This is a genomic window from Acinetobacter sp. SW-226 (assembly GCF_055632855.1).
The window spans coordinates 1-14,395 of record NZ_CM145752.1 but is presented as its reverse complement, the minus strand read 5'-3'; the positions used below and the strand labels follow the sequence as shown (position 1 = coordinate 14,395).

The 14,395-nt window shown below is 42.9% G+C and carries 6 protein-coding genes, 2 tRNA genes and 3 rRNA genes; all 11 read right to left on the bottom strand.

Translation table 11 applies throughout. From position 1 onward, the window contains the following. Positions 1-15 precede the first annotated feature (15 nt). Positions 16-2,535, bottom strand: coding sequence for an isopeptide-forming domain-containing fimbrial protein (locus ACZ8ZH_RS00055; RefSeq protein WP_470247797.1), 2,520 nt, complete (start codon positions 2,533-2,535; stop codon positions 16-18). A gap of 469 nt (positions 2,536-3,004) precedes the next feature. Then, the gene (locus tag ACZ8ZH_RS00050; RefSeq protein WP_086210379.1) at positions 3,005-3,148 is read right to left on the bottom strand and encodes a methionine/alanine import family NSS transporter small subunit; all 144 of its coding nucleotides are present in this window, start codon (positions 3,146-3,148) and stop codon (positions 3,005-3,007) included. 10 nt (positions 3,149-3,158) lie between these two features. Further along, on the bottom strand, positions 3,159-4,637 hold the full coding sequence (locus ACZ8ZH_RS00045) for a sodium-dependent transporter (RefSeq protein ID WP_086210380.1): 1,479 nt from the start codon (positions 4,635-4,637) through the stop codon (positions 3,159-3,161). Between the two features lie 990 nt (positions 4,638-5,627). Then, positions 5,628-6,441, bottom strand: a protein-coding gene (locus tag ACZ8ZH_RS00040; RefSeq protein WP_119065103.1) for an IS5 family transposase whose coding sequence is annotated in 2 segments (ribosomal slippage) — positions 5,628-6,050 and positions 6,052-6,441 — 813 coding nt in all. Because the reading frame shifts where the segments join, the coding sequence is not laid out codon by codon here. Between the two features lie 41 nt (positions 6,442-6,482). Beyond that, positions 6,483-7,046, bottom strand: a complete 564-nt coding sequence (locus ACZ8ZH_RS00035) for a DUF4256 domain-containing protein (RefSeq protein WP_086210381.1) — start codon at positions 7,044-7,046, stop codon at positions 6,483-6,485. Positions 7,047-7,180: 134 nt separating this feature from the next. After that, positions 7,181-8,539: an MFS transporter gene (locus ACZ8ZH_RS00030; RefSeq protein WP_086210382.1), complete on the bottom strand. Its 1,359-nt coding sequence runs from the start codon at positions 8,537-8,539 to the stop codon at positions 7,181-7,183. 346 nt (positions 8,540-8,885) lie between these two features. Beyond that, positions 8,886-9,000 (bottom strand): 5S ribosomal RNA (rrf, locus tag ACZ8ZH_RS00025). Between the two features lie 179 nt (positions 9,001-9,179). Next, a 23S ribosomal RNA gene (locus ACZ8ZH_RS00020) occupies positions 9,180-12,073 on the bottom strand. Positions 12,074-12,408: 335 nt separating this feature from the next. Beyond that, a tRNA-Ala gene (locus tag ACZ8ZH_RS00015) sits at positions 12,409-12,484 on the bottom strand. 68 nt (positions 12,485-12,552) lie between these two features. After that, positions 12,553-12,629: transfer RNA gene (locus tag ACZ8ZH_RS00010), tRNA-Ile, on the bottom strand. Positions 12,630-12,690: 61 nt separating this feature from the next. Continuing rightward, positions 12,691-14,227, bottom strand: a 16S ribosomal RNA gene (locus ACZ8ZH_RS00005). Together the 16S, 23S and 5S rRNA genes with 2 tRNA genes alongside form the textbook arrangement of a ribosomal RNA operon. Positions 14,228-14,395: the final 168 nt, after the last annotated feature.

The window sequence follows — 14,395 nt, the reverse complement described above, 5'->3', positions numbered from 1 at the left end:
TTTCCGAACCTACGCTTAAGGGTTAACACGAATAACAAAGTAGAAATTGGCTTCTTGATTTGGATCTAAACTACTCACCAAAGCGGAAACTTTGTCACCTGAAGATAAATTTGTTCCAGTCGGAACAATGACTGGCGTGCCTACTAGGCTGGTATAGGCTGGGACAACATCATTAAATTGCACATTTTTCACCACGGAACTACCATCATTTTTCAGCGTTAGCTTATACACTACACACTGATTCGGCTTAACCGAAACCAACTGAGTGGAATAACTCAAAGATGCTAAATTACTGGTTGTACAGCTACTATTCACAGCTTGTGTTTTCAGTAGTTGCAGATGCCCTGTTGCAACCGTGGTTACGTCAGTATTTTTTAAGTTCTCTAAATGAATGCCATTAAAGTCAGAAATCTCGACTAAAATATCAGCCTGACTCACGACCCCTTCCGTTGCAGAAGGCGCTGCTTGAACTTTGAGTAATAACTGAATATCAGCCTGAGCCACTAAACCCGCACTGCCCAAAAGCTGATTTAAACTGGTTGTTGCGCTTATAATTTGGTCTGCACTATCAATCTGCCCATTTTTATTCGCATCATAATAAAGGGTATAAACAAAGCCATCATTTTTCAGTGGAACCACTTTCAAATTCACTTGAGAACCTGCGTTTGCACCTTCTGCCATATTGCCCAAATTCTTTAAAGTATGCGCATAGACAATTGTGCCGCCCACACTTACCTGACCTTGCTGATCATTGGTTAACGTGAGTAAGCGTGCCACATTACTTTCAATTTGGTTCTTAATGGAGTCCGCTTGTTGATTGACAGGCGATTGAATCGCAAACCAAATTGGTGCTGTAAAATTCTGTTGGCTTGCATCAACATCAACCACCGCACAATAGCTCTTGCTCGCACCCGCAGCTAAAGTACCTGTATTGGTAATCTGCTTACCCACCGTTTGACAGCTGGCATCTCCCTCATAAAATTTGACGCTAAAACCCGTTTTGCTGGTCGGCATGATATTGGCTACATCAATCACGCTAAATGAAGCATACACATTATAGTTATTGGCTTGAGTTGAATTATTCTTTGCCACCAAAGGAAAAACGGCTTTCCCGGAAACCACTTTAACGGTCCGCAAAGGTTGGCCTGCATTATCCACAACACCCACACCTAATCCCGACTGATCGGCGTTGTATAAGTCACTACTGCTGGATGCTGCTGTTAAGCTTGTAATTTGGTTTCGAATTGGGTCAGAGGCGGAACTCGAAGCAATGGATGTCGCAACCACATCAATATTGATATCACTGACACTGCTGGTACAACCCGTAGAAGCAGACACCCCAAGCTGAATTTGTTTCACTGCTGCATTGGAAATTGAACCCGTATCCACTTTACCGTCGCCATTGGTATCTGTGAGTAAGGTTTTTCCATCCTGTGTGTAAAAATTAACTTTGGCACAGCTAGGCAAATTACTTGAGCTATAGCTTAAATTATAAGTATCTGTCGTATTCCCAACGTTCCAAACATAGTTGTTAAAGAAAACTTCTTGGCCGGGTTTTAAACTCGCTTGGATCACCAAGTTATCTGGACTGCTATTCGGGTTGCCTGAGTTCGTTGCTGAACTGGATTTATTATTTAAAACCACACCATAGACAGCCGCCAAGTTATAAATCACGGTATTGGAAAAACTGCTTAGTTTTACAGTGGTGTTATCCGTGTCATATTGCACAAAACCTGCTGTGTTTGGAATTTTATTGGCAGCACCTTGTTTGACTTTGGCTTTAAAACTGAGTGTGCCTGATGTGAGTGGTGCAACCGCTACAATATTCGCTTCGAGACTCTTTCCATCCGCTTTGAGCTGATAAGCAATCCCTGTATTGGCCGATGCTTCTGTATCATTAGCATCGGTTAATGCCGTGGTATTTTGGTTCCAGATTGCTGAGCCTGCGACATACTCTAAAGAATCATCCAATACATCTTGTAATACCACACGACGTGTTGCTGTCCCTGTATTTCGATAGGTCAAGGTATAGGTAATCTGATCCCCTATATTTCCTTCGCTTGCACTCTGGGCCTTCATCAATGAAATCACAGCATCATCGACTACGCGAATCGTATCTGTGACTTGTGCAGAAAGCGTCGTATTTTGCTGGCTCACCGCTTTAAGATCTAAACTACTGAGCTGATTAAACGACACACTGGTCGGAATACTGCCCACTATCACGATAGCTAAAGATTGACCCGCATTGAGCTCAATTGAACCTGTCAATAAGTCTTCGGTATTGTCTGGTAAACCATTTTGATCGCGGTCTGCATAGACCTTAACATTACTTAAATCAAAATTGTCGCTATTACTTTGCACCAAGCTAAGTGAATATTGATCAGTCGTGTTACCCGTATTGGTTAACACATGTGGAAGGTTTACCACGCCACCAATCACACCATATTGGTTTTGATTTTGTACTAAAGTTAGTGCATAGGTTTTTTGCACTTCCAATGCCACAGGATTGGAATTAACCAATAAGACATTCCCCATCTCATCAGTATAGTCCCCAGACGCAACGTTAGAAATATAGCTTCCAGGCTGCGGAAATGCGTGTGCTTCTAATGAAAAAAAAAATATAAACGTCAGAGCAGAAAATTTCTTTTTGTTAATTTTCATATGAATTAGCCAGCAAAAGTACAAACTATGTCACAATTCTATACTATTTTGTATCATAGTTGTTATTGTGTTTACACATTTATGAGATAAATTTTGTACAGCGCCATTTCATAATTTATCCATCATTCAAAGCTGGTCGAACTACAGATATAAATGACCGATATATCCAACTCAACATCCCCCCTTCAGCCGCTTACAACCTCCAAAGCAGAAGGCACATAAAAGCAAACCCTGATTCTCATCCTCTGCCTTGCGCAAAAAACAACGCCCAATGAAATTCATTGGGCGTTGATGTGGAACAAGACTCAATCTAATTCGAAACTAAGCCTTCTAGCGAATAAGCTTACAACGTATGTTGATCCTTGACATCTTCAAGAACATCATCGAGCTCTTCTGGATTTTTCATTAAATGTAGAATAGACAAAATCAGTCCACCCCATAAAAATACCATTGAAATAATCATCATCACGATTGCTGAAGTATTCATATATGCTCTCCTAGCGATCTTTCATTTTACTGAGTATGACTGCAACGACAGCACAGAAAATCACACTGCCCCACCCAAAGACGCCTTGTAGACTCATGCTATAAGTATCGTAACCATTTTTCACCAAGTTAAATACAGTCATGCTCAACGTGATTAATAAGATCAGCGAAGTAATAACTGTTAAAGTGAAATCCCAGCCTTTACCCAATTGAATGGTCGAAATACGGTTTACGTGATCACGAAGCTCACGTAAAGCAGAGCGCTTAAACCAAGCCACACTGATAATCGACAACAATGCACCACCGATAATCCCAATATTATTGATAAAGTGATCCACGATATCTACCAATTTAATCGCATTCACACTTGAGAATAAGATCACCGATACCAGTGCACTACCACCACCAATAATGGTCACTGCTTTTTTACGGCTCCATTTTAGCTTGTCCTGCATCGCAGCAATTGGTACTTCCAAGATACTTACCATGGAAGAAATACCTGCGACAAACAATGACGAGAAGAACAACAGACCGAATAAATCAGCACCTGCACCCAAGCTTGAAATGATTTTTGGAAACGCAATAAATGCCAGACCAATACCACCACTGACGACATCTTGTACTTCTTTACCCGCCGCATGTGCCATAAAGCCCAATGCTGCAAAAATACCAATACCCGCCAAGATTTCAGTTGAAGCATTGGCAAAACCAACGATCAGACCCGAACCCGTTAAGTTAGTTTTCGGCTTTAAGTAAGAGGAATATGTCACCATGATCCCGAAGCCAACGGAAAGCGAGAAGAAAGTATGACCATAAGCCGCCAACCACACTTTATAGTCCATCATCGCCGACCAGTTCGGTGTAAAGAATGCATTTAAGCCTTCTGCTGCACCTGGTAAACGAAGCGATTGCACCACTAAAATGGTGAATAAAACAAATAACAGAGGCATGAAAATCTTATTCGATAATTCCACACCTTTTTTCACCCCACCAAACAAAATAATTAAGGTCAGTGCCCAAATTCCCACGATTGGCCAAAATAAATGACTCACAAACTGTAAATCGAAACCCGTTGCTTTCGACGTTTGTAAGTAGGTATTAAAGAAGAAACTTTCAGGGTCGCTGCCCCAAGCCTGACCAATCGAGAAGTAAACATAGCTTCCCGCCCACGTCAGTACGCTGGCATAGTACAAACCAATGATGATACACACACAGACTTGCCACCAACCTAATGTTTCACCGCCTTTAAACAAAGCCCGATAGGCTTTAGGGGGAGAACCTGTACTGCGATGCCCTGTTGCATAGTCTAAAAATAACAGGGGTAAACCTGCCGTAATCAACGCCAATAAATAGGGGATAAGAAAGGCACCACCGCCATTTTCATAAGCAACATAAGGGAAACGCCAAATATTACCTAAGCCTACAGCCGAACCTACAGCTGCAATAATAAAACCAGATCGTGATGTCCAGTTTTCACGAGTTCCTGACATAAAACACCTAAACCTAGACACTTTTTAACTGCTTTTTATTTGCTTATCTCGCAAGTAAAAAGTGCCATACAATATTAATCTTGAGTGTTTGATTTAGCTTCGACCTTTTGGGTACCCGGTTCTAAATGACAAACAGAGAAGTTTTCACAAGACCTTGGTTAAAGTGTGTCGATTAAACTTCCCTTTTATATGGTTCAACAATACTCACTTTTATAAAAATATTCTGTAATTTCTGCTTCAAATATTCCATTTTTATAATATGTACTGATTCAACCGTTCAATTTATCAGCTTATTTATTGTACTGTTTTGGTTATGAATTAACAAACTTTTTAGAATGATTTGTTTCCGTTATTTATTAGCTAAACTATTTAGAGGAATCACAAAAGCCAAAGTAGCAATGAGCACATCTCATATATTCTAATTATCTCTATTACGCCATATTTGAAAAATATATTTTTCACGTTTTTATTCAAATATTATCAGAGAAGAAGATAAACCCATGATCATGTGACCTATGTGTTAAAACTATAAACCATTGTCCTCCCCTTATCTCACCTACATTATCCATATCCTCATTTCTTTAGTATCGAACAGATATTGAGCAGTCCATTTCATTCTGAATAAAATTAAAATTGCTTAAAATAGAAGCTCTCCAACATCAGTAGATCTTCTATGATCCCAAGTTAAATCGCTCCAAAAGCCTATTTATTTACATGAAGAATATTCCTATTTTATGAAAAAATCATTTTTGTCAGTTTAGGCTTACATGCATCGTCGTTAAACCCGCTATGACACACATCGCTCATCACGTATATTTAAAACATCAGGAGACAGGACGTTTCCCAAACGAAAAACAACAATAATCAGTTTGAGCATCAGGATGTGAGATATGACAGGAGTTGTATCTAAGCACTGAAATACAAAGAAACCTCGACAGGATGTCGGGGTTTCTTTTTATTTACCTATATATATTATGTCTCTTGCGAAAGTTAATTTTGAATCATCCAGTTGATCAGTCCAGCAATTAAATTCATCCTTAAACCAAATCGTTTCCTTCGATTTCGATAACGTTCACTAAGAATACGGAAAACTTTAAGTTTTGAATTGATATGCTCAATTGTTATTCTACGACGATTGATCTCTCTATTGATGCTTTTCGCTTCTTTCGATAACTCCATATTTTTAGGTTTCTTTATGGCTATTAGCAGCTTACTCTTTATTTCTTTAAAGCCCTTATAGGCTAAATCAGCCATAATACACTTAAAATTTACAAACTCTTTAGCATATTTTCTTGCTATCGTTAAATCATGTCTGCGTCCAGTAGCAACTTGAATACTGATGATTTGATTCAGGTTTGGACTAAAAATAACTTGTGTTTTAAGCGTATGTTTTTTCTTTTTACCGCTATAGTAATTTACTTGTTTTTTTAGGACGCTCTATCTGTGATTCAGTCACATCTACAATCACGAAATCAAGCTCTTTTATTTTGGGATCTCTTTTAGGTAGTGAAAATTGACGTGATCGCATGAGTGCCGTTTCGACTTTATGAATCGTTCGGTTTACATTACTTTCTGCAATATCATAAGCTGCTGCTAACTCAATTTGAGTGCTATATGAGCGTAAGTGATTAAAAGTTAATAATAATTGGTCTTCAATCGTTAATGTGTGTGGACGACCAGATTTTTTCTTTGCTCTTTCTGCTTCTTGCAGAATAGTAACCATTTGGACAAATAAAGGACGTGGAACTCCAACTAATCGTTTGAATTCCTTATCATTAAATCGTGTTAAATTTTCATATCTCATCTGTTCAGTATAAACCACTTCTTACTTTCGCAAGAGATCTATTAAAGTTTAATATAGGTTCGAAAGCCTCGGCTTGCATAGTATGAGGCAGCACCATTGTGATAGCTAAATGTCCGCCCATAACGTCGATCACAGAAAATCGCTCCACCCTGTTGGCGTAGTTCATTTGGTGTTTCGACCCAACTGGATGTTTTCAAATCAAAACTGAACAATTGCTGTAAAGCATAATACTGAGATTCAGTCATAAGCATCACAGCATGTTCTTTAACCCAATCCATCACCGTATTTTCAGGAGGATGATCTTTACGCGTGAGTAAAGCCTCCTGGTCATAGCACATACTCCGCCGCCCTTTTGGCGATTCAAGTGCACAGTCAAAGAAATACAATGCTTGAGTATTCGGCAATACAGCCACATCTGGCTCACCACCACTAAGCTCCATGTGATGTAATGACCATAACTTATCTGGCTGCCCTAAAAGTTGTTCATGGATATCTGCCCAGCGGATATGCTCATGACGTTCCATATGTGTCTGAAAGCGTTGTTTCAAAATTTTGAATAGATTATTGGCTTGTTGAGGGTCGAGTTGCTGATGCACTTTAGTCATTCTTCTTATCCTGCTTATTTTAAGCATCTATGAGCATAACATTGGCCATGCAAATTGAGCACATCACTCGCATTACGTTGTTGTTCAAAAATAAAAGGCCCTCTGTTTGAGAGCCTTTTATTTCATTCATATCATCAAGACGGTGCCTTGACTGAGCTTGAAACTTTCACTTGAGACGTTACAGTTTCTTCAGCGTTATTCAGACGAATGAAAGAGACGGCAATTGCAGCAATAATTGCTGGAATAGCAACTGCAATAAAGTTCATTTTATGCGGTAGCTCCATTCCCAGCAGCACCCCAATGACAATTGGTCCGACAATCGCACCAACACGCCCAATGCCAGATGCCCAACCTAAACCTGTTGAACGAACAGCCAGCGGATAATACTGCGCTACATAACTGTATAATAAAATACTACAGCCTATCGACGCAGCTCCTGCAAGAGCAACCAATAGATAAATCACAGGCTGGGGTGAATTAAAACCTAAACCAACAAGCGCGACTGCGCCAACAATCAACATACTGATAATGACAGGTTTCAAGTGGAAACGGTCTGCAAGAATACCCCCTCCTGCTGTTCCAATCACCGCACCAATATTCAAAGAAAGTAAAAACATCAAACTACTCCCCATCGAATAACCCGCAGCCATCATTAGTTTTGGTAACCAACTGCCTAAGGCATACACCATCAATAAGCACATGAAAAAGCAGCACCAAAATAAGATAGTGCCTCTAGCACGGCCATTCTTAAACAAGGCAGCGACAGACGCATCTGGCACTTTTGCTTCATTCAAGATTAAAACAGTATTTGGCGACACCGTCTCGTCAGGAACCAAACGTTGAATAATATTACGTGCTTTTTCAGTTTGTTGAGCTTTCACCAAAAAAGTGACTGATTCAGGTAAGAATTTCCATAAAATTGGGATAAAAAGTAATGGAATACCTGCAATGAAGAACATAATTTTCCAGCCAAACGTCGGGGTGAATGCTGCACCTAACAATGCCGCCATAATGCCACCCATGGCATAACCACTAAACATGGCTGTCACCAAAGTGCTGCGAAATTTTTGTGGAGCATATTCCGAAGTCAGCGCAACCAAATTAGGTAAAACCCCGCCAATCCCAAGACCAGCAATAAAACGTAAAATACCAAACTCAGTAGGTGTTGATGCAAAACCACCTGCAAACGTGAAACCGCTAAACAAGGTGACACAGATAATAATAACTTTTTTTCGGCCAATTTTATCCGCCAACATCCCAAATAGCATTGCGCCAAACATCATACCTGCTAAAGCAGTACTGGCCAGCATACCAGCCTGTACTGCCGTCATTCCCCACTCTTTCATTAAGAGCGGTAAAGCAACGCCATTAATGGCTAAATCATAACCGTCAAATAAGACGACAAATAAACACCATAAAACAACCGTTAGATGAAAGGGTTTAAACTTCGCCTGATCGATTACAGCATTTACATTCATTGTTGTCGCTGTCATTTTTTCCTCACCTCCAATTGTGAGCTTTATTATAAAAAGTGAATCATTGTTCACTTTTATATAAAATGAATCATTATTCATTTTTTGTCTATAAATAAAGCAATCAAAACTGCACTTTTTGGAAAAACTAGACTAAAGTTGTATAAAAATGCGGTAAAACGATTTGCACTTTTTCAAATTCTTTGATAAATGGTAGATATTTCACATAATTTTAATTTATATAAATGTATTTTTGTATAATTTAGCGCATATTCTCCGCTCTCATTCTCTTCTTTCCTCTATATTTCGCTAACCGCATAATAAAAAAAGCCCCCTAACAATTAAGTTAGGGGGCTTTTGAATAATGAGCTGGCGATGACTTACTCTCACATGGCAAACGCCACACTACCATCAGCGCTAAGAGGTTTCACTTCTGAGTTCGGGAAGGGATCAGGTGGTTCACTCTTGCTATTGTCGCCAGCACAACTGTTTATGACTATTCGTTTGGTCTTATTTACACATTGTGTATGCCTAACTTTCATCAAATGAGTTATTAACAGAACATCTGAGTTAATTTAATTTGCACATTGTACTTAGCTTTATAACTAAATCAAGGTATTTGCAGTGATTTGAACCACAACACCAACTGTTTGGGTGTTGTATAGTCAAGCCTCACGAGCAATTAGTATTGGTCAGCTTCACATATCACTATGCTTCCACATCCAACCTATCAACGTCGTAGTCTTCAACGGCTCTTTAGAGGACATAAAGTCCTAGGGAAATCTTATCTTGAGGTAGGCTTCCCGCTTAGATGCTTTCAGCGGTTATCCCTTCCGAACATAGCTACCCGGCGATGCGACTGGCGTCACAACCGGTACACCAGAGGTTCGTCCACTCTGGTCCTCTCGTACTAGGAGCAGATCCTCTCAAATTTCCAACGCCCACGGTAGATAGGGACCGAACTGTCTCACGACGTTCTAAACCCAGCTCGCGTACCTCTTTAAATGGCGAACAGCCATACCCTTGGGACCTGCTTCAGCCCCAGGATGAGATGAGCCGACATCGAGGTGCCAAACACCGCCGTCGATATGAACTCTTGGGCGGTATCAGCCTGTTATCCCCAGAGTACCTTTTATCCGTTGAGCGATGGCCCTTCCATACAGAACCACCGGATCACTAAGACCTACTTTCGTACCTGCTCGACTTGTGGGTCTCGCAGTTAAGCGCGCTTTTGCCTTTATACTCTACGCGTGATTTCCGACCACGCTGAGCGCACCTTCGTACTCCTCCGTTACTCTTTAGGAGGAGACCGCCCCAGTCAAACTACCCACCAGACATGGTCCTCGTCCCGGATTACGGGACAGAGTTAGAACCTCAATATTACCAGGGTGGTATTTCAAGATTGGCTCCACCGAAACTAGCGTCTCGGTTTCAAAGCCTCCCACCTATCCTACACAAGTAAGATCAAAGTTCAATGTCAAGCTGCAGTAAAGGTTCACGGGGTCTTTCCGTCTAGCCGCGGGTACACCGCATCTTCACGGCGAATTCGATTTCACTGAGCCTCTGCTGGAGACAGCGCCCCCATCATTATGCCATTCGTGCAGGTCGGAACTTACCCGACAAGGAATTTCGCTACCTTAGGACCGTTATAGTTACGGCCGCCGTTTACTGGGGCTTCGATCAAGAGCTTCGCTTACGCTAACCCCATCAATTAACCTTCCAGCACCGGGCAGGCATCACACCCTATACGTCCACTTTCGTGTTTGCAGAGTGCTATGTTTTTAATAAACAGTTGCAGGGGCCTGGTTTCTGTGGCTGCCAATAGCTCAAGGAGTAAATCCTATCACCGTCGGCAGCGTACCTTCTCCCGAAGTTACGGTACCATTTTGCCTAGTTCCTTCAGCAGAGTTCTCTCAAGCGCTTTGGTCTACTCGACCTGACCACCTGTGTCGGTTTCGGGTACGATTCCTATGTAACTGAAGCTTAGAGACTTTTCCTGGAAGCATGGTATCAGCCACTTCACTGTACAAGTACAGCTTGCTATCAGTTCTCAGCATAGAGTACCCCGGATTTGCCTAAGATACATGCCTACAACCTTCCACCTGGACAACCAACGCCAGGCTGACTTAACCTTCTCCGTCCTCTCATCGCATTACATAGAAGTATTGGAATATTAACCAATTTCCCATCGACTACGCCTCTCGGCCTCGCCTTAGGGGTCGACTCACCCAGCCCCGATTAACGTTGGACTGGAACCCTTGGTCTTTCAGCGAACGGGTTTTTCACCCGTTTTGTCGTTACTCACGTCAGCATTCGCACTTCTGATACCTCCAGCATACTTCTCAATACACCTTCATCGGCTTACAGAACGCTCCCCTACCACTTGCAATAAATTGCAAATCCGCAGCTTCGGCATATAGTTTTAGCCCCGTTACATCTTCCGCGCAGGCCGACTCGACTAGTGAGCTATTACGCTTTCTTTAAAGGGTGGCTGCTTCTAAGCCAACCTCCTAGCTGTCTATGCCTTCCCACATCGTTTCCCACTTAACTATAATTTTGGGGCCTTAGCTGGCGGTCTGGATTGTTTTCCTCTTGACTACGGACGTTAGCACCCGCAGTCTGTCTCCCGGATAGTACTCATTGGTATTCGGAGTTTGCATCGGTTTGGTAAGTCGGGATGACCCCCTAGCCGAAACAGTGCTCTACCCCCAATGGTATTCGTCCGAGGCGCTACCTAAATAGCTTTCGGGGAGAACCAGCTATCACCGAGTTTGATTAGCCTTTCACCCCTATCCACAAGTCATCCCCTGGCTTTTCAACGACAGTGGGTTCGGTCCTCCAGTTAGTGTTACCCAACCTTCAACCTGCTCATGGATAGATCACCCGGTTTCGGGTCTACACCCAGCAACTAAACGCCCTATTAAGACTCGATTTCTCTACGGCTCCCCTATGCGGTTAACCTCGCTACTGAATGTAAGTCGCTGACCCATTATACAAAAGGTACGCAGTCACCGAACATGTCGGCTCCCACTGCTTGTATGCATGCGGTTTCAGGATCTATTTCACTCCCCTCACAGGGGTTCTTTTCGCCTTTCCCTCACGGTACTGGTTCACTATCGGTCAGTCAGGAGTATTTAGCCTTGGAGGATGGTCCCCCCATATTCAGACAAGGTTTCACGTGCCCCGCCCTACTCGACATCATCATATAAGCCCTTTCGTGTACAGGACTATCACCCACTATGGTTGCACTTCCCAGAGCATTCCACTAAAACTTATATGACTTAATGGGCTTTTCCCCGTTCGCTCGCCGCTACTGAGGGAATCTCAATTGATTTCTTTTCCTAAGGGTACTGAGATGTTTCACTTCCCCTCGTTCGCCTCGTATGACTATGTATTCATCATACGATACCTGCCTTATGACAGGTGGGTTTCCCCATTCAGAAATCTCCGGATCACAGGATATTTGCCGCCTCCCCGGAGCTTATCGCAGGCTATTACGTCTTTCTTCGCCTCTGACTGCCAAGGCATCCACCACATGCACTTAATTACTTGACTATACAACCCCAAACAGTCGCTAATCCCTACAAGTAGGATATTGCGTCGCGAACTTAATCGCTACAGTTGGAGCCTTGTAGATTTAACTACGTACAGCTTCAATTCAATTCACATACCAAAACGCTTGATTCAGTTAATTTCGCTAGTAACTCATTTCTTCAATCTTCACCATCCAGTAATAAATCACTGTTAATGTCGATCTTAAAAACGAGTATGAACAAATTATTTCAACTCAAATATATTCTGTTAATGATTTTTCCAGCCTTCGTCAGGTCAGGAAACTGCGATAAATCACAGAAGTTAATAAGCTTTAACTTACTAATTTCTATAATCTATGGTGGAGACTAGGAGAGTCGAACTCCTGACCTCCTGCGTGCAAAGCAGGCGCTCTACCAACTAAGCTAAGTCCCCAGCTTATCAATAAGTCAATGTCTCTGTTTTTCTGTATTCAGCATTTAACAATGCTTGTTAGTCAGATTTGGTGGGTCTGACAAGACTTGAACTTGTGACCCCACGCTTATCAAGCGTGTGCTCTAACCAACTGAGCTACAGACCCTCAGATACATCGTCATGAAGAACAACTTGTTGTGGATTCTTACCAATCGTCAATCTTTCGTTAAGGAGGTGATCCAGCCGCAGGTTCCCCTACGGCTACCTTGTTACGACTTCACCCCAGTCATCGGCCACACCGTGGTAAGCGTCCTCCTTGCGGTTAGACTACCTACTTCTGGTGCAACAAACTCCCATGGTGTGACGGGCGGTGTGTACAAGGCCCGGGAACGTATTCACCGCGGCATTCTGATCCGCGATTACTAGCGATTCCGACTTCATGGAGTCGAGTTGCAGACTCCAATCCGGACTACGATCGGCTTTTTGAGATTAGCATCCTATCGCTAGGTAGCAACCCTTTGTACCGACCATTGTAGCACGTGTGTAGCCCTGGTCGTAAGGGCCATGATGACTTGACGTCGTCCCCGCCTTCCTCCAGTTTGTCACTGGCAGTATCCTTAAAGTTCCCACCCGAAGTGCTGGCAAATAAGGAAAAGGGTTGCGCTCGTTGCGGGACTTAACCCAACATCTCACGACACGAGCTGACGACAGCCATGCAGCACCTGTATGTAAGTTCCCGAAGGCACCAATCCATCTCTGGAAAGTTCTTACTATGTCAAGACCAGGTAAGGTTCTTCGCGTTGCATCGAATTAAACCACATGCTCCACCGCTTGTGCGGGCCCCCGTCAATTCATTTGAGTTTTAGTCTTGCGACCGTACTCCCCAGGCGGTCTACTTATCGCGTTAGCTGCGCCACTAAAGCCTCAAAGGCCCCAACGGCTAGTAGACATCGTTTACGGCATGGACTACCAGGGTATCTAATCCTGTTTGCTCCCCATGCTTTCGTACCTCAGCGTCAGTATTAGGCCAGATGGCTGCCTTCGCCATCGGTATTCCTCCAGATCTCTACGCATTTCACCGCTACACCTGGAATTCTACCATCCTCTCCCATACTCTAGCTTCCCAGTATCGAATGCAATTCCCAAGTTAAGCTCGGGGATTTCACATCCGACTTAAAAAGCCGCCTACGCACGCTTTACGCCCAGTAAATCCGATTAACGCTCGCACCCTCTGTATTACCGCGGCTGCTGGCACAGAGTTAGCCGGTGCTTATTCTGCGAGTAACGTCCACTATCCAAGAGTATTAATCTCGGTAGCCTCCTCCTCGCTTAAAGTGCTTTACAACCAAAAGGCCTTCTTCACACACGCGGCATGGCTGGATCAGGGTTCCCCCCATTGTCCAATATTCCCCACTGCTGCCTCCCGTAGGAGTCTGGGCCGTGTCTCAGTCCCAGTGTGGCGGATCATCCTCTCAGACCCGCTACAGATCGTCGCCTTGGTAGGCCTTTACCCCACCAACTAGCTAATCCGACTTAGGCTCATCTATTAGCGCAAGGTCCGAAGATCCCCTGCTTTCCCCCTTAGGGCGTATGCGGTATTAGCATCCCTTTCGAAATGTTGTCCCCCACTAATAGGCAGATTCCTAAGCATTACTCACCCGTCCGCCGCTAGGTTAGGTAGCAAGCTACCTCCCCCCGCTCGACTTGCATGTGTTAAGCCTGCCGCCAGCGTTCAATCTGAGCCATGATCAAACTCTTCAGTTAAAATCATTTAGTGACTTAAGGTCACAATTCTGGCTCATCAATTTTCTGACTAAAAATTCGCTCAAATAAACTTCGAGTAATTTCTACCATCAATCAATGAAATATTTTCGATCGATCAATCAGTAAAAATCCACACAAGTTGTTCTTCATAATCTCTTAATGATCTTT

Coding starts and splice junctions, on each gene's coding strand:
- ACZ8ZH_RS00030 (WP_086210382.1), bottom strand. CDS start 8,539: ATGACAGCGACAACAATGAATGTAAATGCTGTAATCGATCAGGCGAAG.
- ACZ8ZH_RS00050 (WP_086210379.1), bottom strand. CDS start 3,148: ATGAATACTTCAGCAATCGTGATGATGATTATTTCAATGGTATTTTTA.
- ACZ8ZH_RS00045 (WP_086210380.1), bottom strand. CDS start 4,637: ATGTCAGGAACTCGTGAAAACTGGACATCACGATCTGGTTTTATTATT.
- ACZ8ZH_RS00055 (WP_470247797.1), bottom strand. CDS start 2,535: ATGGGGAATGTCTTATTGGTTAATTCCAATCCTGTGGCATTGGAAGTG.
- ACZ8ZH_RS00035 (WP_086210381.1), bottom strand. CDS start 7,046: ATGACTAAAGTGCATCAGCAACTCGACCCTCAACAAGCCAATAATCTA.